Annotated in this window: 19 protein-coding genes; 10 read left to right on the top strand and 9 right to left on the bottom strand. The window is 60.8% G+C overall.

The features are described 5' to 3' along the window. Positions 1 to 117 precede the first annotated feature (117 nt). A complete protein-coding gene (locus QO002_RS07075; protein WP_307233212.1) occupies positions 118 to 729 on the bottom strand; it encodes a DNA-3-methyladenine glycosylase I in 612 nt (203 codons plus the stop codon). Between the two features lie 277 nt (positions 730 to 1,006). On the opposite strand from QO002_RS07075, the gene QO002_RS07070 reads away from it, so the two are divergent. Further along, positions 1,007 to 1,780: a L,D-transpeptidase gene (locus tag QO002_RS07070; RefSeq protein ID WP_307228066.1), complete on the top strand. Its 774-nt coding sequence runs from the start codon at positions 1,007 to 1,009 to the stop codon at positions 1,778 to 1,780. 239 nt (positions 1,781 to 2,019) lie between these two features. Continuing rightward, positions 2,020 to 2,718 (top strand): L,D-transpeptidase, encoded by a 699-nt coding sequence (locus QO002_RS07065; protein WP_307228064.1) that lies wholly within the window; start codon positions 2,020 to 2,022, stop codon positions 2,716 to 2,718. Between the two features lie 46 nt (positions 2,719 to 2,764). On the opposite strand, the gene glcF is transcribed toward QO002_RS07065, so the two are convergent. The 3 genes from glcF to QO002_RS07050 all read right to left on the bottom strand — a co-directional run bounded on the left by glcF (position 2,765) and on the right by QO002_RS07050 (position 6,982). After that, a complete protein-coding gene (gene glcF, locus QO002_RS07060; RefSeq protein WP_307228062.1) occupies positions 2,765 to 4,075 on the bottom strand; it encodes a glycolate oxidase subunit GlcF in 1,311 nt (436 codons plus the stop codon). 274 nt (positions 4,076 to 4,349) lie between these two features. Continuing rightward, a complete protein-coding gene (locus QO002_RS07055; protein ID WP_307228060.1) occupies positions 4,350 to 5,546 on the bottom strand; it encodes an FAD-binding protein in 1,197 nt (398 codons plus the stop codon). Continuing rightward, on the bottom strand, positions 5,543 to 6,982 hold the full coding sequence (locus QO002_RS07050) for an FAD-linked oxidase C-terminal domain-containing protein (protein ID WP_307228058.1): 1,440 nt from the start codon (positions 6,980 to 6,982) through the stop codon (positions 5,543 to 5,545). Before QO002_RS07050 ends, QO002_RS07055 begins: the two co-directional genes overlap by 4 nt. Before the next feature lie 111 nt (positions 6,983 to 7,093). Here QO002_RS07050 and QO002_RS07045 point away from each other — a divergent pair, with 111 nt between their 5' ends. Then, on the top strand, positions 7,094 to 7,990 hold the full coding sequence (locus tag QO002_RS07045) for a LysR family transcriptional regulator (protein WP_307228056.1): 897 nt from the start codon (positions 7,094 to 7,096) through the stop codon (positions 7,988 to 7,990). Positions 7,991 to 8,000: 10 nt separating this feature from the next. Here the strand turns inward: QO002_RS07045 and QO002_RS07040 are convergent, their stop codons facing one another. After that, positions 8,001 to 9,272 carry a DUF3422 family protein gene (locus QO002_RS07040; protein ID WP_307228054.1) on the bottom strand — a complete coding sequence of 424 codons (1,272 nt, stop codon included), beginning with the start codon at positions 9,270 to 9,272 and terminating at the stop codon, positions 8,001 to 8,003. Between the two features lie 166 nt (positions 9,273 to 9,438). Here QO002_RS07040 and QO002_RS07035 point away from each other — a divergent pair, with 166 nt between their 5' ends. The 6 genes from QO002_RS07035 to QO002_RS07010 all read left to right on the top strand — a co-directional run bounded on the left by QO002_RS07035 (position 9,439) and on the right by QO002_RS07010 (position 15,955). Then, positions 9,439 to 10,245 (top strand): FCD domain-containing protein, encoded by an 807-nt coding sequence (locus QO002_RS07035; RefSeq protein ID WP_307228052.1) that lies wholly within the window; start codon positions 9,439 to 9,441, stop codon positions 10,243 to 10,245. Between the two features lie 263 nt (positions 10,246 to 10,508). Next, the gene (locus tag QO002_RS07030) at positions 10,509 to 11,015 is read left to right on the top strand and encodes an NUDIX hydrolase (protein WP_307228050.1); all 507 of its coding nucleotides are present in this window, start codon (positions 10,509 to 10,511) and stop codon (positions 11,013 to 11,015) included. 202 nt (positions 11,016 to 11,217) lie between these two features. After that, entirely contained in the window at positions 11,218 to 12,723 is a 1,506-nt protein-coding gene (locus tag QO002_RS07025) for an inorganic phosphate transporter (RefSeq protein ID WP_307228048.1), read from the top strand. Positions 12,724 to 12,732: 9 nt separating this feature from the next. Then, positions 12,733 to 13,470, top strand: coding sequence for a 16S rRNA (uracil(1498)-N(3))-methyltransferase (locus QO002_RS07020; RefSeq protein WP_307228046.1), 738 nt, complete (start codon positions 12,733 to 12,735; stop codon positions 13,468 to 13,470). 150 nt (positions 13,471 to 13,620) lie between these two features. Continuing rightward, positions 13,621 to 14,994 (top strand): glutamate--cysteine ligase, encoded by a 1,374-nt coding sequence (locus QO002_RS07015; protein WP_307228044.1) that lies wholly within the window; start codon positions 13,621 to 13,623, stop codon positions 14,992 to 14,994. Between the two features lie 136 nt (positions 14,995 to 15,130). Continuing rightward, a complete protein-coding gene (locus tag QO002_RS07010) occupies positions 15,131 to 15,955 on the top strand; it encodes a DUF937 domain-containing protein (protein WP_307228042.1) in 825 nt (274 codons plus the stop codon). Between the two features lie 252 nt (positions 15,956 to 16,207). On the opposite strand, the gene QO002_RS07005 is transcribed toward QO002_RS07010, so the two are convergent. Further along, positions 16,208 to 16,513: a DUF1127 domain-containing protein gene (locus QO002_RS07005; RefSeq protein ID WP_307228040.1), complete on the bottom strand. Its 306-nt coding sequence runs from the start codon at positions 16,511 to 16,513 to the stop codon at positions 16,208 to 16,210. A gap of 209 nt (positions 16,514 to 16,722) precedes the next feature. On the opposite strand from QO002_RS07005, the gene QO002_RS07000 reads away from it, so the two are divergent. Further along, on the top strand, positions 16,723 to 17,673 hold the full coding sequence (locus tag QO002_RS07000; RefSeq protein ID WP_307228038.1) for a LysR substrate-binding domain-containing protein: 951 nt from the start codon (positions 16,723 to 16,725) through the stop codon (positions 17,671 to 17,673). 294 nt (positions 17,674 to 17,967) lie between these two features. Here QO002_RS07000 and QO002_RS06995 read toward each other — a convergent pair whose 3' ends face one another. The 3 genes from QO002_RS06995 to QO002_RS06985 form a co-directional block, all read right to left on the bottom strand. Continuing rightward, positions 17,968 to 18,843 carry a dienelactone hydrolase family protein gene (locus QO002_RS06995; protein ID WP_307228036.1) on the bottom strand — a complete coding sequence of 292 codons (876 nt, stop codon included), beginning with the start codon at positions 18,841 to 18,843 and terminating at the stop codon, positions 17,968 to 17,970. 172 nt (positions 18,844 to 19,015) lie between these two features. Then, a complete protein-coding gene (locus QO002_RS06990) occupies positions 19,016 to 19,798 on the bottom strand; it encodes a 3-hydroxybutyrate dehydrogenase (protein WP_307228034.1) in 783 nt (260 codons plus the stop codon). A 315-nt stretch (positions 19,799 to 20,113) separates the two neighbouring features. Continuing rightward, on the bottom strand, positions 20,114 to 20,533 hold the full coding sequence (locus tag QO002_RS06985; protein ID WP_307228032.1) for an MAPEG family protein: 420 nt from the start codon (positions 20,531 to 20,533) through the stop codon (positions 20,114 to 20,116). Between the last annotated feature and the right edge of the window lie 89 nt (positions 20,534 to 20,622).

The following is a 20,622-nucleotide window of genomic DNA, read 5'->3' as shown; positions in this document are numbered from 1 at the left end:
TACGCTCCCGATCTCCCCCTCAAGGGGGGAGATCGGGAGCGAGAGGCTAACCCCAGCCAATCTCCCCCCTTGAGGGGAGATGCCCGACAGGGCAGAGGGGGGGGTGCGGCATACCCCTCAAGGTCTCACGAAATTCCGCCGCATGTCCTCGATGCGCCCGCGACACATGCAGCCTTCGATATGGTCGTTGACCAGCCCCATGGCCTGCATGAAGGCATAGACCGTGGTCGGACCGACAAAGGTCCAGCCGCGCTTCTTCAGGTCCTTTGAAATACGCACGGAAACCGGCGTTGTCGGATTGGCCGCGATAGCTTCCGAGGTGACGATGGCGGGACGTTCCGATGCCGACGGTTCGTGGCTCCAGAAATAACGGGCGAGCGAGCCGAATTCCGCCTTCAGCTCCTGAGCACGGCGGGCATTGTTGATGGTCGAGACGATCTTGCCGCGATGACGCACGATGCCCTTGTCGGCAAGGCAGCGCTCGATATCGGCGTCGCCAAAGCCTGCGACGACATCAAAATCGAAGCCGGCGAAGGCGGCGCAGAAGGCTTCCCTTTTCCTCAAAATGGTGAGCCAGGAAAGGCCGGACTGGAAACCCTCAAGGCAGATCTTCTCAAACAGGCGGATGTCGTTCGCCATCGGAAGACCCCATTCCTCGTCGTGGTAGAGCTGGTAATCTTCCAGCCCGCCGTGCCAGGCGCAACGATCCCCACCATCGCTGCCGGTCATGATGCCGCGCGGTATTGCCTGGTTCGTCACGAATTAACCTCTGATTCACTGTTTTACCAATCGCCAACCATAGTCCTAAAGCCGGCGATAACCCTACCGAAAGCTTTCCAGAACCGGAGGCCTTTTAAGCGTCCCGCGTTTACCATTCGCTTTCCTTGCGATGCCACGATCCGGCCCATAACGCCATGCCCTGGCGCATCCAAACGTCGACGACCGCTTCCTTTGGCGTGGCCGCCGGCACAGTCGAGCCCGTCCGGCGAAAGGTAGAGTGTCCGCCATGATGAAGAAAAGCCTTGTTCTTTCCACTGCCCTGTTCGTCGTCTTTGCAAGTCTTGCAGAGGCGCAGGATCGCTACGGCAACCGCCCGCCGGTGATCGTCAGCCCCGATCTCACCGCCCCCTGGGTGATGCAGCTTGGCGTGCAGGTCGATCCGGGCGTCTATCGCCAGCAGCAAGCCATAGCGCCTGACGCGAGAGGCGCCACCCGAAACCTGCGCGTGCGCGACCCAGCCCAGCAGCTTCCCGGCGTTTCCACCGATCCACGCGTCCAGCCCGTCGCGATGACCCGGCCGCAAAAGCCCGTCAGCCGCCAGATGGACCCGCAATACCTGCCGCAGATGGTGGCATACGATACGCCGGAAAGGGCCGGCACGATCGTGATCGATACCAACAACCGCTTCCTCTATCTCGTGACCGGAAACGGCGAAGCTCGTCGCTACGGCGTCGGCGTCGGCAAGCCGGGCTTCGAATGGGCGGGCTCCCACAAGATTACCCGCAAGTCGGAATGGCCGACCTGGACACCGCCATCCGAAATGATCTCCCGTGAGGCCGCCAGGGGCCATTACCTGCCGGCCTCGATGCAGGGCGGCCCGGAAAACCCGCTCGGCGCCCGCGCCATGTATCTCGGCTCGACGCTCTATCGCATCCACGGCACCAATGCGCCCTGGACGATAGGCTATGCCGTCTCCTCCGGCTGCATCCGCATGCGCAATGAGGACGTCGTCGATCTCTACGAGCGCGTTCCGGTCGGCACCAAGGTTGTCGTGATCTGACGCCAAGACTGTCCAACAGACGGGCGGCGGTTGCTGAGCTTCAGGCTTTTGCACCGGCCGCCCGTGTCGTTTTTGCAACAGATGTTCCCGGCGATACATCCAGCATGATCACATTCGTTCTATCCCCGGAGCGGCAGCCTTGCGTGGCGAGGGATATTGGTTAGCGTCGTTCGACCAAGGACCGGCCGTTTGTCTGAGTACGCTGCCTGACCGATTGATGGATTGAGAGGGGAGATTTCATGAAACATGCTGGACGTGCATCGCTCGCAGCCGCCTTCACCGCTGCGCTGCTTCTGACCGCTTCGAACGCCGCCGCCTTTTCGCCGGGCCAGGCCACGAAGGCCGCCGCGGCGCAGAACGACGTGACGGTGGTCGCGATGCAGCAGAAGAAGCCGCCGAAGCAATTCTGGCGCACCAAGGTGAAATTGCAGACAGACGAGGCCCCCGGCACGATCATCGTCGATACCAACAACAAGTATCTCTATTACGTCGAAGGCCGCAACAAGGCGACCCGCTACGGCATCGGTGTCGGACGCGAAGGCTTTGGCTGGTCGGGCGTCGTCAAGGTGCAGCGCAAGGCAGAATGGCCAGGATGGACGCCGCCGCCGGAAATGATCGTTCGCGAACGCAAGAAGGGGCACATCCTTCCGGCCTTCCAGGAAGGCGGTATCGATAACCCGCTCGGCGCCCGCGCGCTCTATCTCTATAAGGGCAAGTCCGACAGCGGCTTCCGCATCCACGGCACCAACCAGCCCTGGACGATCGGCCAGAACATGTCGTCCGGCTGCATCCGCATGATGAACCAGGATGTCGAGCATCTCTATGACCGCGCCTCTATCGGCACCAAGGTAATCGTCGTCGGCCCCGGCAACAAGCAGGGCGAAGTCTCCTACGACGACCGCGGCGTGGATATCCTGCGCACGATCTTCGGCGGCTAAGAGCCGCGATCATCTTGACACTGTGCGCCGGGCGGCGCGCAGTGTTTTACCCCGCTCGGTCCGCCAGTATCGCCGGCTTCGGACCGCCATAGGCCCAGTCGAGCAGTTCAACCGTATGCAGGATCGGCATTGCCGTTCCGGTTGATATCTGGGTAATGCAGCCGATATTGCCGGTGGCGATGATATCGGCTTTCGTTGCCTCGATGTTGCGGACCTTGCGGGCCTTGAGCTTGGCCGAGATTTCCGGCTGCAGGATGTTGTAGGTCCCGGCCGAACCGCAGCAGAGGTGCCCTTCGCCCGGATCGCGCACGGCAAAGCCGGCATTGCGCAACAGCACCTTCGGCGCCATCGTGATCTTCTGGCCATGCTGCATCGAGCAGGCGGAATGATAGGCAACGGTCAGCCCCTTTTTTTCCAGCACCGGCAGATCGAGGCCTGCCAGATATTCGGTGATGTCCCTGGCAAGCGCCGAAACTTCAGCCGCCTTTTCCGCATAGGCCGGATCGAGCCGCAGCATGTGGCCGTAGTCCTTGATCGTCGTGCCGCAGCCGGAGGCGGTGATGATCACGGCATCGAGCCCGCCTTGCGCTTTCACCTTCAGCCAGGCATCAACCATGCGACGGGCGGCATCGAGCGCCTGTTCCTCGCGGCCCATGTGATGAACGAGCGCGCCGCAGCAACCGGCATCCTCCGGCACAACGACCTCGATGCCAAGGCGCGCGAGCAGCCTCAGCGTCGCCTCGTTGATCTCCGGCCGCAATACCGGCTGGGCGCAGCCGGACAGGATCGCCACGCGGCCGCGCCTTGTGCCCTCGACGGTGCGCACACCCGGCCTATCGGCAGGCGACGCCGCGGCGACCTTTGATGGCGCGAGATCGAGCATGGTACCGAAGGCCTTAAGTTGCGGAATACGCTTCAGCAGACCCGCAAAGGGGTGTCCCAGGGCGACAGCCTTCAGCGCCAGCCGAAACCGGCCCGGATAGGGCAGCACTGCTGCGAGCACGGCGCGCACAAGGCGATCGCCAAGCGGCCGTTTATAGGTCTTCTCGATATGGACGCGGGCATGATCCACGAGGTGCATGTAGTTCACGCCGGAAGGACAGGTCGTCATGCAGGCGAGACAGGAAAGACAGCGATCGATATGGGTGACGACCTCCTCATCCGCCGGCCGGTCGTTTTCCAGCATGTCCTTGATGAGGTAGATGCGGCCGCGCGGGCTGTCGAGCTCATTGCCGAGGGTCACGTAGGTCGGGCAGGTGGCCGTGCAGAAGCCGCAATGCACGCATTTGCGCAGGATCTGCTCGGAGGTTGCGACATGGGGGTCGGCAAGCTGGGCTGATGTGAAGGAGGTCTGCATCAGGCAATGGCCCCCATGATCGGATGTGGCGGGATTGCTGCGGCAGTCTCCCCCTTCTCCCCGGTGGGGAGAAGATGCCCGAAGGGCAGATGAGGGGGTCTTCGCTGCAAACTCGGAGCAATCCGCCCCCTCATCCGGCGCTGCGCGCCACCTTCTCCCCGCTGGGGAGAAGAGGGAGCAAGCGGCTCGCCTCTTTCCGATCTCCCCCCTTGAGGGGGAGATGTCTCGAAGGGACAGAGGAGGGTGCCAGCAGCAAACTCTGAAATCATCTCCATCACCCCATCAGCCCCGGATTGAAGATACCCTGGGGATCGAATTTTTCGCGCAACCGCTGAGAAAGAGCAGCAACGGCCGGTGCTTCCGGTTCGAACACCGGCGTTGCCGCGCGCACGGAAGCGGAAGCCCGCACAAGCCTTGCATGCCCCCCGCCCAGCGCCTTGATGAAGCGGCGGAGAAGCCCCGCCTCGGGATCGGCTTCCATGCGCAGCCAGACGCGACCGCCCTGCCAGTCATAGAACGCGTCGACACCGGTTTCCAGGCGAAGCGCGGCAACGAGCTGGTGGCCCGTAGTCGGCGCCACGGAGACGTTCCAGATCGGTCGATCCGTGCCATCCGCATAAGGCTTCACATCGCGGATCTCGCGCCAGAGCATCCGCGTATCCTCATCCCCCAGCACTGTGACAGGACCGGCGACCGAACAGGCCTGCGCCAGCTTTTCCGCACGGGCAGAAACCGTCGCCGAAAGGCCTTCGAGCCGGAGCACCGTCGCCGGCCCCTCCGGCAGATTGCCGCCGAGAAACCGGCCGCGCACGCTTTCAGGCAGATGGGCAGCCGACGAGACCTCGTAGGGCATTGCCATGACCCGCGCCATCGCGCCGGCTGCCTCGGCATCGTTCAAGCCCGAAAGCACGATCGTCGCCGCGGAAGGTGGCAGTGGCAGCACCTTGAACGTGACTTCCGTCAACAGCCCGAGCGTGCCGTGCGATCCGGCCAGGAACTTGACGAGATCGAGGCCGGTGACATTTTTCATCACCCGGCCGCCCGATTTGATCGCCACGCCCTCGCCATTGACGAAGCGGATGCCGAGCAGGTGATCGCGGGCAGCCCCAGCGGAAAGACGGCGCGGGCCGGAGACATTGGCGGCGAAGACGCCGCCAATGGTGGGTTCGCCAGTGGAGCCAAGCAGCGCTCGCGGGTCCATCGGCTCGAAGGCAAGCATCTGGGGGCGTTCGGCAAGCGTCGCCTCGATCTCGGCGACGGATGTGCCAGCCAGGGCACTCATGGTCATCTCGGCCGGATTGTAGGTGACGATGCCGGACAGGCGCCGGGTGGAAAGCACCGCATCCGCCCCAGCAATGCCGAAACCCCGCGTGCCGCCGCCGAGAATGGCGAGCCGGGCGGACCTTTCCGCAGCAGCGCGGATGATTGAGGCGACCTCGTCCTCGTTTTCAGGTTCGAAATCGATGGTCATGCGGCCGGGCGCCCTTCGAGCGGAAACACCTTGGAGGGGTTCATGATCCATTGCGGATCGAAGGCGGCGCGGGCGGCCATCTGCTGGTCGAGATCGATCTGGCTGAACTGATGCAGCATCAGGTCACGCTTCTCGATGCCGACGCCATGCTCGCCGGTCAGGCAGCCGCCGGCATCGACGCAGAGCTTCAGGATATCGTTGCCGGCCGCTTCGGCGCGGGCAGCATCTTCCGGATCGTTGATGTTGTAGAGGATGAGCGGGTGCATGTTGCCATCGCCGGCATGGAAGACATTGGCGACGCGCAGGCCGTAGCTTGCAGCGATCTCTCCGGTCTTGCGCAGGACCTCTGAAAGCTGCGAGAGCGGCACGGTGCCATCCATGCAGATATAGTCGGCGATGCGGCCGGTCGCGCCAAAGGCGGATTTGCGGCCCTTCCAGATCAGTGCCGCCTCCGTTGCCGACTGGCTTTCGCGGATGGTCGTCACGCCGTGACGGCGGGCAATCTCGATGATGCGGGCGAGCGTTGCATCCATCTCGGCATCCGAACCCTCGACCTCGACGATCAGCAACGCCTCGACATCCATGGGATAACCGGCCTTGGCAAAGGCCTCGCAAATGCCGATTGCCGGCCTGTCCATGAACTCGATGGCGACAGGGATGATGCCGGCGCCGATGACTTCGGCAACGCAGGCTCCCGCCGCCTCCGACGAGGCGAAGCCGAACAGCACTGGACGTGCACCTTCCGGACGCGCCAGCAGCCGCACGGTTGCCTCGGTGACAATGCCGAGCTGACCTTCCGAGCCGCAGACGAGGCCGAGCAAATCATAACCCGGTGCATCCAGCGCCTTGCCGCCCAGCTCGATGACGGTGCCGTCGAAAAGCACCATCTTTACGCCGAGCAGGTTGTTGGTCGTCACGCCGTATTTCAGACAGTGCGCGCCGCCGGAATTCATGCCGATATTGCCGCCGATGGTGCAGGCAAGCTGCGAGCTCGGGTCCGGCGCGTAGAAGAAACCGTCCGGCAGGACGGCTTCGGAAATGTTGATATTGGTGACGCCCGCCTCGACGGTCGCGGTGCGGTTGGCAAAATCGATATCGAGAATGCGGCTCATCTTCGAGAGACCGATGACGACCGCGTCTTCCTGCGGTATCGCGCCACCGGAGAGCGAGGTGCCGGCGCCCCGAGGCACGACGGGGATGCCGTAGCGGCTGCAATATTTGAGAACCGCCGCCACCTGCGCCGTCGTTTCAGGAAGCGCGACAGCAAGAGGGATGCGACGATAGGCGATGAAGGCATCCGTCTCGAACGGCACGAGACCTCTTGCATCGCTGACCAGACAGCCTGGCGGCAGAAGATCGGCCAGATCGGCGACAATCGCCTCGCGGCGATCCAGGACGGATCGTTTGGGTGCCATGAATGCGATCTGATCGGACACGCTTGGGCCTTTCTACCACTTTTGCAATTGGTCTATTTTCTTTACCACTATCGAAGCAACCCGACAAATGGTATTGCATCTTTTCCATTTTCGAAACAATGAACTCCATTCATGACAAATCTGGGCGATCTCGAAATTTTCACCCGCGTCGTGGCGACCGGAAGCATGTCGGCGGCAGGGCGAGTGCTCGGCTTATCACCGGCCGTGATCTCGAAGCGCATCAAGCGGCTTGAGGACCGGCTGGGCACGCGGCTCTTTCAACGCACGACACGACAGATCTCGCTGACCGAAGCTGGCCAGGGTTTTCACGATCGCATCCTCGGTGTGCTGGCAGGCATAGAGGAAGCCGAAGCCTTCGCCGCCGGGCGCTCACAGCTGGCGCAGGGCCGGTTGCGCATCACCGCCCCGACCTCGTTCGGGCGCATGCATATTGCGCCCTATCTGCCACGCTTCATGGAGACGCATCCGGCTCTCGTGCTTGATATCGTCTTGACCGACGAGTTCACGGATATCGTGGCGGATGGTTTCGACCTCGCGATCCGTATCGGCGAACTGGTCGATACAAGTCTCGTTGCCCGCCGACTCGCTCCCGTGCGTCGCGTTCTTTGCGCGGCCCCCGGCTACATTACGCGCCACGGCGCACCGGAAGGCATTGCCGACCTTGCGCACCATATCTGCCTGCCGGCTCACAACCATGAAAGCTGGCGGCTGGATGGACCGGAAGGCCAGATCATCTATCGCGCGGAGGGGCCGCTGATCACCAATTCCTCCGAAGTGATCCGCGAGGCGGTGATTTCCGGTGCCGGCATCGCCTTGCGCTCGACCTGGGATATCGGGCCGGAGCTGCGGAGCGGAAAGCTGGTGCAGGTGCTGCCGCAGTGGGAAGGCTCGAAACACCTCGCGGTTTCCGCGCTTTATCCCAGTCGCCAGTTCCTGCCGGCCAAGGTGCGCCTGTTTGTCGATTTCCTGGCCGGGCTTTATGGGCCGACGCCCTATTGGGAGCGGTGACAATCGCAGCTCAGTGGCGATCTTCCTCCGCGTGGTGGCGGCGGATGCGGCGGACCACGAGCCACATGGCAACAATGGCGATCGGTACGAACAGGCCGGTCAGCACGCCTGACTTTATCGGCAGACCTTCGCTCTCCAGCGCCTTGGCCAGATAGCCGAACAGCCCGACCACATAATAGGAAATGGCTGCGACCGACAGGCCTTCGACGGTCTGCTGGAGACGCAACTGCACCTTGGCGCGCTTGTCCATGGAATTCAGGATGGCACTATTCTGGCGTTCGAGCTCAAGATCCACCCAGCTTCTGAGAAGGGCTGTGGCACGCGCGAGCTTGCGCGAAAGGTTTGCCTGCCTTTCCTCTACCGATTGGCAGGTACGCATCGCCGGCGCCAGACGCCGCTCGAGGAAACTGCCGATTGTCTCGTATCCGGAAACGCCGGTCTCGCCCAATGCGCGAATGCGCTCCTGGACGATGCCGTAATAGGCGCGGCTCGCGCCGAAACGATAAAGGCTCAGTGCCGCGCTCGCCTCCAGTTCGGCAGCAAGCCGGGTGATCTCGCCCAGCATGGCATCGGCATGCTCACGAGCATCGTTGCGCATCTGCTGGGTGATGCCGGTAAGCCCATCCTCGATGCGACGCAAATCGGGAGATAGGGATTGCGCCATGGGAAGCCCGATCATGGCAAGCGTTCTATAGGTCTCGATATCGAGCAGACGCTGGACAAGCGCGCCTGTGCCGGCCTCGGTCATACCGCTATCCAGCACGAGGATGCGTGTAAGCCCATCGCCATTCTGGCGAAAATCGGTGATCACCGCGCCCTGCCCGCCCTTCACGTCGCCGTAACACAGGCTTGTTGGATCGAAGGCGGCCATGGCTTTGCGCGCGTCAGGCGTATCGGGTCGGATTTCCAGCCGAATGCCCGAGATCAGCGTACCCGGCGGCAGGAAACCATCGCCGAACGGATGCAACGTCACCGGATCGTCGAAATTCTCGGGCGCCGGACAATCCCAGAAATAGGTCGAGAATTCGGTGTGGCGCTCCCAGCGCAGCGTCCCCTGCCCCCAGGGCATTGCGTGATGGTTGGCTTCGCGCCCGGGTGGCGCGACACCCCGTCCCCGCGACAGTTCGCAGAGCACGGCATGATCAACCGACGCCCCGCCATCCGTCATGAAGGCAAGCTGAAAGATAACGCGCGGAGCACTGACCAGCGCATAAGGGCGCGCATGGATCTCGCCAAGGGCTTGCGCCCTTGCAGGTGCAGCCGGAAATGCAAAATTTCCCACGAAGCGTTTTCCCCTCTGACGCCTTCATCAGTAACGTCTTTAACAATGGAGCCATGAAAAGGGAAAGGGCAGTTTGACGCATCACACGGATTTAGCAGTTACAAAGTGGCCAAAGAAATTGACCACTTTTAGCGCTGCAGCTAGATTTGCGTGCAAGGAGCATCCCGTGACAGACGTCCCCATCGACACTTATGCCCGCATCCAGCCCAGTCGCACAGCCGACGAAATCGTCCAACAGATCGAGCGCCTGATCCTTGAGGGTGTGCTACGGGACGGCGAAAGGCTGCCGAGCGAACGCGACCTTTCGGGCCGTTTCGATGTATCCCGGCCGATCCTGCGCGAGGCGTTGAAGGAGCTTGAGGCGCGCGGCCTGCTCGTCAGCCATCATGGCGGCGGTACGTTCGTGGGCGATGTCATCGGCCAGATCTTTTCCAGGCCTGTGATCGACCTCATCGCCCGTCACCAGAAGGCGACGCTGGATTATCTCGAATATCGCCGGGAGCTCGAGGGAATGACCGCTGCGCTCGCCGCCCACCGCGCCACCCGCTTCGACCGGGAAATGTTGACTCGCATCATGGAAGACATGCGGGCGGCCCATCGCGACGGATCGGCCGAAGGCGGACTGAAAGCTGACGTCGATCTGCACAACGCCATTGGCGAGAGCGCCCACAATATCATCCTGCTGCACACGCTGCGCGCCTGCTATCGGCTTCTGAGCGAAGGCATCTTCTTCAACCGCGCCGTCCTCTTTGACGCGCCCGGCGCCGGCGATCGGCTGCTTGCCCAGCATGAAGCGATCTACGCGGCGATCATGGCTGGCGACCCGGACGCTGCGCGCGACGCGGCCCACACCCATATCGATTTTATCGCCGCCGCCACGCAGGATGCCGAGCGCAGCGGCGAATGGGCACGGATTTCGCAGATGCGGATGCAGCAACGCGGCAAGGCGAACAGTCCCGCGACCACCACCTGAACCGCCCCTTCTATTGCCTCAACGTGCAGTCGTCGGCAGAGATGTCGCGCAGATGCCGCGCGGCATCGCTTTCTGACGAGAAACGAATGCAAGGGCAGGTTATGGGCATGTTTTTGCCATTTCTATCCTTCATTGCGCTCCCCTAAAACACTATATGAGAGATCACCAGATCTGCGCGTTTACAGGCCCTGCAAACAGGGCATACTCGTGAAAAGAACCAGAGAAACTGATTCCCGGGAAAATCCGGAAAGGACGCCCTGACATTGAACTTTTTCGACCGCATCGCCAATGAAGTACGCCTGATGTTTCGTCGCCCCGTGCGCGTGCAGTGTGCTGCGTTGTGTTATCGGTTCAAGAAGAAGAGTGCCCAGCCGGAAATGCTTGTCATCACCAGCCGTGACACCGGCCGTTGGGTCATTCCCAAGGGCTGGCCGATGGATGGCAAGCGCTCCCATGAGGTCGCTGCCCGCGAGGCCTGGGAAGAAGCGGGCGTGAAGGGTGAGGCAAGCGAACAGAGCATCGGCTATTACGGCTATCAGAAGGGACTGGACCACGGCATGAAAGTGCCTTGCCGTGTGCAGGTTTACCCTGTGGTCGTGTTCGACATGGCAAAGAGCTTCAAGGAAAAGGGCACCCGCAAACTTGAATGGGTGAGCTTTCCCGAAGCAGCAGACCGTGTCGCCGAACCGGAGCTGAAGGAGCTTATCCGGCGCTTCGAACAGGAACTGCTGGGCACCATGCGCCCTGAACGGAAATCAGCTGCCGGCTAATTAATTTCGCCTCCTCATCGAATGCGCCTAACACCTTAGCGGCAAAGGCGAAAATCGGATGCACACGCTTGCATAACGCGCGTGCGTTTCATAAAGAATCATTCGAAAGCGACTAGAATGCGTTTGGGGGCAGAGGGCTGGTTACGTGCCCTGCCTGATACAAAGCAGTCTTTACGCCTGCAGCCCGAACGGAGAAGCGTCTGTGGCAAAATCACCGCCCAGTCTCGAAAAGCCAACGCTCGACAGAGATCTGGAAAAGGTCACCTTTACGGAAGAGGCATCGCACTTCGTGCTGAGGCCATGGGCAGGCCTTGGGCTTGGCCTGATCTTCATGCTGACCAGCGGCATGTTCGCGGCACTCTACGTTCTCGATCAACCGGGCTTCCTGATCATCGTTTTTGCGGCCGTGATCGCCGGCTACATGGCGATGAACATCGGCGCCAACGACGTTACCAACAACGTCGGCGCGGCCGTCGGGTCGCGCGCCATCAGCATGCCGGTGGCGCTCGCGATCGCAGCTGTATTCGAGATTCTCGGCGCCCTGTTTGCCGGCGGGACGGTCGTCCAGACGGTCGAATCCGGCATCGTGTCCTCGACCTACATGCCCACAGGCATGGCGTTCGTCTGGGTGATGATGGCGGCGCTTCTGTCGTCCGCGATCTGGATCAATCTTGCGACCTGGTTTGGGGCACCTATTTCGACCACGCATTCCATCATTGGCGGCATCCTCGGAGCCGGGATCTCCGCCGCCGGAGTTTCGGCCGTTTTTTGGCTTCCCCTCCTCGGCATCACACTCAGCTGGATGATTTCCCCCATTCTTGGCGGCGGGATTGCAGCTCTTCTCCTCGCCTCCATCAAAACCTTTGTCATTTATCGCGAAGACAAGATCGCAGCAGCGGTCTTCTGGATGCCTATCCTCGTTGCCTTGATGACGGGTATTTTCACCATCTATTTCTTGCTGATTGCCATCGACAGAGTGATGGAGATCGAAACGCTCAAAGGTTTGGCAGTTGGCATAGCCGTGGGAGTGGCGACATACGCCGCGATGCACCCCTTCATCCGGCGTCAGGCAGTCGGGATCGAGAACCGAAACCAATCGCTGCGCAAGCTCTTTGCTGTGCCGCTGATACTCTCTGCGGCGCTTCTGTCTTTCGCACATGGCGCAAATGACGTTTCGAACGCCGTCGGGCCGCTATCGGCCATTGTCACGCAGCTGACGACGGCGGGAGTTGGCCCCTATTCCGCAATCCCCCTTTGGGTCATGCTGATCGGCGCACTTGGTATTTCGTGCGGGTTGCTGCTTTTCGGGCCGAAGCTCATCCGCGTTGTCGGCGAAGAGATTACGCGGCTTAATCCGATGCGGGCCTTTTGCGTCGCGCTTGCCACCGCGATCACGGTTCTCATTGCCTCGATGATGGGCTTGCCGGTCTCCACCACCCATACGGCCGTCGGCGCCGTCTTCGGCATCGGCTTTTTCCGCGAATGGTATACCCGCAATTCGCAACGACGCCTGGAGTATGTGCGCAAGAAGACCGGGCATGACAATTTCGAAAGACGCGCACCCCGTAATCCGGATGAGTTGCATCGGCGGCGCCTCGTTCGCCGCTCCCATTTCTTGACGATCATCGGCGCCTGGGTCATTACCGTGCCGATTTCGGCGTTGCTTTCGGCAGCGGTCTACGGTCTGTTCCACCTGATTTTTATGTAAGAGGCTTTCATGCGGGCCAATTTCCGGATGCAGCGGCAGTTCATCGACACGCCGCTTTCTCAAGGCGCCACCTACGAGGCGTCGAAGGAACAATACAATTACCTCGTCAATGTTCTGCGCTTCGAGGAAGGCGCCGCCGTTCTCGTCTTCAACGGACGCGATGGCGAGTGGCGGGCCGAACTTTCATTCCCCACACGCAAGCGTCTGATCCTCACCGCGACGGAACAGACGCGGCCGCAGCCGGCCCCTTGCGACCTCCACTATCTTTTCGCACCGCTGAAGGTTGGCCGGCTGGATTATCTCGTCCAGAAGGCGGTGGAGATGGGCGCGGGGATCCTGCAGCCCGTCATGACCCAGCATGTGCAAGGCAAGCTCGGTAGCCTCGACCGCGTGCGCTCCAATGTCATCGAAGCGGCCGAGCAATGCGGCGTGCTTGGTATTCCGGACGTGGTTGAGCCGAAAAAATTGGACGAGCTACTCGCCAGCTGGCCGAAAGATCGCCGCATCATCTTCTGCGACGAAGGCAACGAAAGTCAAAATCCGCTGCCGATTCTTGCCGGGATCACGGAAACCCAGCACGCGCTGCTGATCGGCCCGGAAGGCGGCTTTTCCGATGAGGAGCGCAAGCTCCTGCGCAGTCTCGACTTCGTGACAGCCATTCCGCTGGGACCTCGTATCCTGCGCGCGGATACGGCGGCTGTTGCTGCCATGGCCGTCATTCAGGCCGCGATCGGCGATTGGAAATAGCATCCTCGCCTGTTTGCGACACCTCACGCCATGCTGTTGATTTTTTGAACACGCCTTGAAAGAATTTCACTTGCGTGGTGGCCCAATCCGGTTCAAGCAGCCGGAGCCTCTGCCTTTCCGCCTATCCAATCCATTCAGAAGAAGACGCCCATGGCTCGCGATACCACCGATCAGACACCGATTGCCTCGATCGCAGACCTGACCGAATACCTGGCGGAAGGGTCCAAGCCGGCGGAACGGTTCCGCATCGGCACCGAGCATGAAAAATTCGCCTTCTTCAAGGCCGATAACAGCCCCGTTCCCTATGACGGCGAAGCCAGCATCTCGGCGCTGCTCAACGGAATGGCGAAGAAGAGCGGCTGGGAGCCGATCATTGACGCCGGCAAGATCATCGGTCTCGTCGAGCAATCCGGCCGTGGCGCGATTTCGCTGGAACCCGGTGGCCAGTTCGAGCTTTCCGGCGCACCGCTCGAAAACATCCACGAGACCTGCAAGGAATCGAACCGGCATCTGGCGGACCTGCGCGAGATCGCCGAGCCGCTCGGCATCCGTTTTCTGGGCATGGGCGGCAGCCCGAAATGGTCTCTCGCTGAAACTCCGCGCATGCCGAAGTCCCGCTACGACATCATGAGCCGCTACATGCCGAAGGTCGGCACCCAGGGCCTCGACATGATGTACCGCACCTGCACAATCCAGGTGAACCTCGATTTCTCCTCGGAAGAGGACATGCGCCGCAAGATGCAGGTTTCGCTGAAGCTGCAGCCGCTCTCGACGGCACTTTTCGCGAGTTCGCCCTTCACCGACGGCAAGCTGAATGGCCTGGTTTCCTGGCGCGGCGATATCTGGCGCGACACCGACAACCAGCGCGCCGGTGTGCTGCCCGCCGTTTTCAAGCCGGATTTCGGCTTTGGGGATTATGTGGAATGGGCACTCGACGTGCCGATGTACTTCGTCGTGCGCGATGGCCGCTACTATGACTGTACCCATGTCACCTTCCGCCAGTTCCTGAACGGTGCGCTGAAGGGCGAGATCGCCGACTGGGAGCCGAACATGGGCGACTGGACCAACCATCTTTCCACCCTGTTCCCGGATGTCCGCCTGAAGCGGTTCCTCGAAATGCGCGGCGCCGATGGTGGCCCGTGGCGGCGCATCTGCGCCCTGCCCGCCTTCTGGGTCGGCCTGCTCTATGATGACGCGGCGCTCGATGCCGCTGAAGAGCTGACGCGCGACTGGACCTATGACGACACGCTCGCCATGCGCAACGCTGTGCCGGTGGAAGGGCTGAATGCCAAGCTCAATGGTATTTCGCTCTATGACATTGGCCGTGAAACAATCGGAATCTCCCGTCTCGGATTGAAGAACCGCAAGCGGTTGAACGGCGATGGCGTCGACGAAAGCATTTTCCTCGCCCCGCTGGACGAGGTAATCGCCAAGAAGGCGACGCTCGCCGAAGACATGCTGGCGCTCTACAACGGGCGCTGGAACGGCTCCGTCGAGCCGGTGTTTGCAGACTATCAATACTGAGATCACGACCCGGTAATTGCGACAGCGCAGAAAGCGGTTTGCGGCGGACTTTTTCCCGTTATAGTGCAACGACATACGTCGATGTGCCCGGAGTGTTCCATCGAAGATGGAACACCTCTACAGGAGAGGTCCGAAAATGCTTCCGCTTTTTGATATGATGATGCAGGCGCATAACGGCCAGGCCATGGAGGTCATGGCCCGGCAGTTTGGCCTCGCGCAGGAGCAGATGGCGAAAGCGACCGCCGCGCTGATGCCGGCGTTCTCCACAGCGCTCAAGCGCAACGCGGCCAACCCCTACGATTTCGGTGCGTTTCTCACTGCGATGACGAGCGGCAATCACGCGCAATATTTCGAGGACATGTCGAAGGCCTTCACGCCTCAGGGGATGGCCGATGGCAACGGCATTCTCGGCCAGCTTTTTGGCTCGAAGGAAATGTCGCGGGCAATCGCCGCGCAAGCGGCCCAGATGACCGGCATCGGACAGGAGATCTACAAGCAGATGCTGCCGGTGATGGCGAGTGCGCTGATGGGCGGCCTGTTCAAGCAGGCGACGGACCAGATGACCGGCAAGAGCAATCCATTTGCAAACAATGCCTTCGCGCCGATGATGCAATCCTGGCTGGAGGCGGCCGGCTTCACGCGCAAGCCAGAACCCACACTCAACCCCTTCGATAATCCGTTTACCCAAGCGATGCAGGCCTTTTTGCAGCCCAAGCCCGCCGAGAAGAAGCCGGAAGCTGCCGAGATCTTCGCCAGCAATCCCTTCATGAAGGCTTTTCAGGACATGATGGCTGCCAGTGGCGCACCTGCGCAGAAGGAAAAGCCGGTAGAGAAAAGCGTCATGGCGCCGTTCACTGAAATGGTCGGCAGCATGTTCGATAGCGGCATTGAGGCGCAGAAGGAATACCAGAAGGCCATCGACGGGCTGTTCGAGACCTATCGGACCAAAACGCAGGAATAGTGCGTCACAAAGCCTCTTGCCTACGATCAATCCCGGAAAGAAAAAGCCCGGTGCCGATCCTCAGATCAGGGCACCGGGCAAGCAGCAGGGTATATTGGCTCTAACCCTGCGGGGAAGGATGACGCGCAGAGGCGGCTGCGCGTCTGCCCGGCCAGCGCACGGGGACGTGTGCGGACAAGGCAAATCGAAAGGCTCAGGCCGGCGTCTCCTCACATGCAGCGCATGTAAGGAGACGTTGTAGAGGCCAAAACATCAACGGCGGGACTGCTCCTTGAAGAGCGCGTCCTTGTAGAATGACCGGGCGCGCGTTCGGGCAGCCTGGGTCAGATGAACCCCCGTGTCCTCGAAGAAAGTCGAGGTCATCGCATCGCGAACGTCTTCGCGGGACAAACCCAGATCCAGGAGCTGCCGATCGTCGAGTTCGTCGAGGTGCACCAGCGCGCGACGGTTCTGGAGCAGGCGCCAGACCGACGTCATCACGGCAACCAGACCGTTGCGGCGGGCGGGGATGCCCTTGCCTGCATGGGTTGGGCCAAGGGCGTAATCGGTCGTGCGCATAGGAAACTCCTCTTCAGCAGGCACGAAGAGACCCGTCCTCTCGGGGAGGTCAATGAAAGGACGGGTCGAACTGGTTGATCCGGAAGAATGGGGTTCGGCCGGAACGGCGAATGCTGTTGTTTGCATCCCCAAATTCGCAAATCCATATTGATCAGTCCAACGAATGTTTCTAATGATATCCATCAAACAATCTTATGGGTAATCCGGCCATGTCCGCACCGCTCGATATCGATCAGCTGCAAACCTTCGTTGCCATTGCCGATACGGGCAGCTTCACGAAAGCGGCCGAGCGGGTGTTCAAGACCCAGTCGGCAGTCTCCATGCAGATGCGCCGGCTGGAGGAGCGGATCGGCAAACAGCTCTTCGCCAAGGACGGCCGAGGAAACCGGTTGACCTCCGAAGGCGACCGGCTTTTGAACTTTGCCCGCCGGATGATCCGCCTCAACAACGAGGCAATCGCCTCATTCGATGACAACCGGCTGGAAGGAACGCTCAGGATCGGCACACCCGATGACTATGCCGACCGCTACATGCCCGAGATCATCGTCCGTTTCGCCAAGACACATCCGAACGTCGAGCTTTACATCGTCTGCGAACCGTCGGTGGACCTTGCCGAGAAGATGGCCAAGGGCGATCTCGACATCGCGCTCGTCACCCACAATCCACGGGCGCGGGCCTCCGATGTCGTGCGAACCGAGCCGCTCTGCTGGGTGAGCTCGATCAACCATCCCCTGCCGGAAAATGCGCCTGTGCCGCTTGCCGTCGGCAAGCGCGACTGCCAGTGGCGGCAGGCGGCCTGTTCCGCACTCGATGCGACCGGCAAGGAATATCAGATCCTGTTCACCAGCTGGTCTTCGACGGTTGTTGCGGCGGCCGTTCTGGCTGGCATGGCTGTATCGGTGCTGCCCGAATCGGCGTTGCGCACCGGCATGAAGGTATTGACCCAGGCGGATGGTTTCCCGGCGCTTGCACCGGTACAGATCGGCATCATGAAGCGGCCGGGCCTGTCGCCGTCGCTGTCGAATGCGATCACAAACCACATCACCGCCTGCCTCGACAACATCACGCCGCCAGCGGCCGCAGACGATCTGGATGGTGACGTCAAAAACTTCCCACGCTATCCGCGCCTGCGCCAGAGCCATATGCTGCCCGGTTGGTAACACCATGCGATAGCTCAATAAAAAGGCCGCCACCTTCGAAAGAAGGCGCGGCCTTTGCATTATGGCTCTAGTATACATATCGGCCGCGGGGCCAAAGTGTCTGCAATAGGATCAGGTAACAATAACCGCCTTCGTGGCCAGCGGTGTCGCATCCATAGCCGAGCCGGATGACAAACCGAAGATGGCCGATGTGACCATTTTTGGGGCAGAGGTGAAAAATCTCTCACATATGGTTAAGCAAAAGGCTGGGATCTTTGAAACCCGGCCCATCTGCTTGGAAAGTCTTGTAAGGCCTCAGGCCAGCTTCGCTTGCAGGAACGTGACCGTGCGGCCCCAGGCAAGATCAGCCGCCGCCTTGTCATAACGGGCCGACGAGGTATCGTTGTTGAAGGCGTGGTTGACGCCGTCATAGACGAAGATTTCGAAATCCTTGCCGTTGTCCGTCAGTGCTTTTTTGTAGGCATCAATGCCGGCATTGATGCGGTCGTCGAGCCCGGCATAGTGCAGCAGCAGCGCGGCCTTGATCTTCGGTACGTCTTCGGCCGGCGGCTGGGCACCGTAATAGGCAACACCGGCCTTGAGATCCGGCGCGTTGACCGCCAGGCGATTGACCAGACCGCCGCCCCAGCAGAAGCCGATCGCACCGGCTTTGCCGTTGGTGATGTCATTGCCTTCGAGATAGGCCACCGTTGCCGCACCATTCTGAACGGTTGCGCCGGCATCAAGCGCGCCGATCATTTCGCGCGCCTTATCCTCGTCGGCGGGAGTTCCGCCAGCGGGTGACAGGAAATCCGGCGCGAGCGCGACAAAGCCTTCGAGCGCCATGCGCCGCGCAATATCGCGGATGTGCGGGTTGAGACCCCGGTTTTCATGGATGACGATGACGGCCGGCAATTTTCCGGACGCGTTTGCCGGCGTCACGAGATAGCCTTTCATCTCGCCGCCAGCGCCCGGATAGGTGATGTCCTCTCCCTTCACCCGTTCATCGTTTTCCGCAATGATTTCCGCCTTGGCGCTGTTTGCAGCCAGCATCGGCGCAATCGCTGCTGCGGCCGCCGCGGTGCCGGCAAGCCCGGTCAGCTTCTCCATGAAGCGTCGGCGATCGAGCGTCAGGTGGGTGTATTCATCATAGGCGTTGATCATCGCCTGGGTAATCACAGGTTTGTCCATGCCAAAATCCTCCACCGGCTCTTACGGCCATTTCCCGCGCAACAGTCGGTCCTGCCGCCGCGGAGCGTAGAGTAGCCCAAGCGGAAAACAGAACCAGAGGCGGAGAAAGCCGAATGCGCTCCCACATCACAAAATTGCGTGATGAGACCGTGAGTTGTCTTTCAGGTCAGGTTTACTGCATGTACCAGCCGTGGCTGACAACCAGCGACTGGCCCGTGAGCGCATTGGTCTCGAAACCCGCAAACAGCAAGGCTACTTCCGCGACGTCCTCGACTGTCGTGAACTGCGTATCGACCGTGCCCGAGAGCATCATCTTCTTGACCACCTCGTCTTCGGAAATGCCCAGCGCCTTGGCTTGCTCCGGGATCTGCTTCTCGACCAGTGGCGTGCGCACGAAGCCGGGGCAGATGACATTGGCGCGAACGCCATCTGGCCCACCTTCCTTGGCGACGACACGGGCAAGACCGAGCAATCCGTGCTTGGCCGTGACATAGGCGGACTTCAGCGGTGAGGCTTCGTGCGAATGCACCGAGCCCATATAGATGATCGCGCCGCCCTTCTGCGCCTTCATGTGCGGAATGCAGGCCTTTGTGGTGAGGAAGGCGCCGTCAAGATGGATCGACAACATCTTCTTCCAGTCGGCAAAGGGGAAATCCTCGATCTTGTGAACGATCTGGATGCCGGCATTGGAGACCAGCACATCCACCCTGCCCCATTTGGCGATCACAGCGGCAACCCCGTTGTTGACAGCATCTTCGCTGGTCACATCCATCTCGATACCGATCGCCTCGCCGGGACCGGCGGCGGTGAGTTCTGCTGCCGTCTTCTCGGCCGCATCCAGCTTGAGGTCCGCAATGACGACCTTTGCACCTTCGCTGACGTAACGCTTGGCAATCGCCTCGCCGATGCCGCTTGCCGAGCCGGTGACGATGCAGACCTTGTCCTTGAGTTTCATGGTTTACTCCCTTTCACGACAGGCGGGCGACGACGGTTGGAACCGGGCCAGCCTTTTACAATCCACGTCAGCCATCTACGCCACCCCAATGAATGCTGCATCGCACACAAACAACGAACCGCGTCGACAGACGGTTCCCGGATTGAACATTAAATCGTGGAAAGGTTGCGGCTGGAGGCATGCTGGCGAAGCGTACGCAAAAGCATGATTGTCAAACCCTTATCGGTGGAAGGTTGAACATCGTGAACGACCGAGCACAGCCTATCCGCCACGATAGTTCACTTTTGTGCAGCGCGCAAACACGGACGACCTATCTCACGGAAAAGCGATATGGATCGCAAACAGTACCCAAAGCACGACGACACAAACGAAGCCGAGGAGGAACAGGCGCTGGCGTACCATTAAGCGATTGGAGGTGACATGAACGAAAGCATGGAAACAGCGGCTAGCGACGAACAGCCATGCAACGGCGAGAGCCAGATAAGTCGCGCCGGCTGTAATATTGAGCAGGATGCAAACTATGTAAAACAGCATCGGCAGTTCGAACTGGTTGATGAGATTGCGCGCCACCGTCGCGCTCGGCGTTGGCTCGATCGTCGGGATCTTGTAGTCGTGCGGCTTGGCGGCGCCGGCACGAACCGCGCCGAAGCGGCGCCGCGCCATCAGAAAATAGATCGAGAAGATCAGCGCCGTCTGCCCGATCATTGGCCAGAAGATTGCGGTGTTGCCGTTCATGGATGCTCCCGTTGTTTTCGCGGAATTTATATAGCGCCGGACACAAAAGAAGCGAGGGACAAAAAACGCTGTTGGCATTGCCTGCTGCA

The organism is Pararhizobium capsulatum DSM 1112 (assembly GCF_030814475.1).
In the GTDB taxonomy this organism is placed as follows: Bacteria; Pseudomonadota; Alphaproteobacteria; order Rhizobiales; family Rhizobiaceae; genus Pararhizobium; species Pararhizobium capsulatum.
This window is presented reverse-complemented; position numbering and strand designations above follow the sequence as displayed.

Excerpts from the sequence above, each read along its gene's own strand:
- QO002_RS07075 (WP_307233212.1), bottom strand. The coding sequence starts at position 729 with ATGACCGGCAGCGATGGTGGGGATCGTTGCGCCTGGCACGGCGGGCTG.
- QO002_RS07070 (WP_307228066.1), top strand. The coding sequence starts at position 1,007 with ATGATGAAGAAAAGCCTTGTTCTTTCCACTGCCCTGTTCGTCGTCTTT.
- QO002_RS07065 (WP_307228064.1), top strand. The coding sequence starts at position 2,020 with ATGAAACATGCTGGACGTGCATCGCTCGCAGCCGCCTTCACCGCTGCG.
- glcF (WP_307228062.1), bottom strand. The coding sequence starts at position 4,075 with ATGCAGACCTCCTTCACATCAGCCCAGCTTGCCGACCCCCATGTCGCA.
- QO002_RS07055 (WP_307228060.1), bottom strand. The coding sequence starts at position 5,546 with ATGACCATCGATTTCGAACCTGAAAACGAGGACGAGGTCGCCTCAATC.
- QO002_RS07045 (WP_307228056.1), top strand. The coding sequence starts at position 7,094 with ATGACAAATCTGGGCGATCTCGAAATTTTCACCCGCGTCGTGGCGACC.
- QO002_RS07020 (WP_307228046.1), top strand. The coding sequence starts at position 12,733 with ATGCGGGCCAATTTCCGGATGCAGCGGCAGTTCATCGACACGCCGCTT.
- QO002_RS07015 (WP_307228044.1), top strand. The coding sequence starts at position 13,621 with ATGGCTCGCGATACCACCGATCAGACACCGATTGCCTCGATCGCAGAC.
- QO002_RS07010 (WP_307228042.1), top strand. The coding sequence starts at position 15,131 with ATGCTTCCGCTTTTTGATATGATGATGCAGGCGCATAACGGCCAGGCC.
- QO002_RS07005 (WP_307228040.1), bottom strand. The coding sequence starts at position 16,513 with ATGCGCACGACCGATTACGCCCTTGGCCCAACCCATGCAGGCAAGGGC.
- QO002_RS07000 (WP_307228038.1), top strand. The coding sequence starts at position 16,723 with ATGTCCGCACCGCTCGATATCGATCAGCTGCAAACCTTCGTTGCCATT.
- QO002_RS06995 (WP_307228036.1), bottom strand. The coding sequence starts at position 18,843 with ATGGACAAACCTGTGATTACCCAGGCGATGATCAACGCCTATGATGAA.
- QO002_RS06990 (WP_307228034.1), bottom strand. The coding sequence starts at position 19,798 with ATGAAACTCAAGGACAAGGTCTGCATCGTCACCGGCTCGGCAAGCGGC.
- QO002_RS06985 (WP_307228032.1), bottom strand. The coding sequence starts at position 20,533 with ATGAACGGCAACACCGCAATCTTCTGGCCAATGATCGGGCAGACGGCG.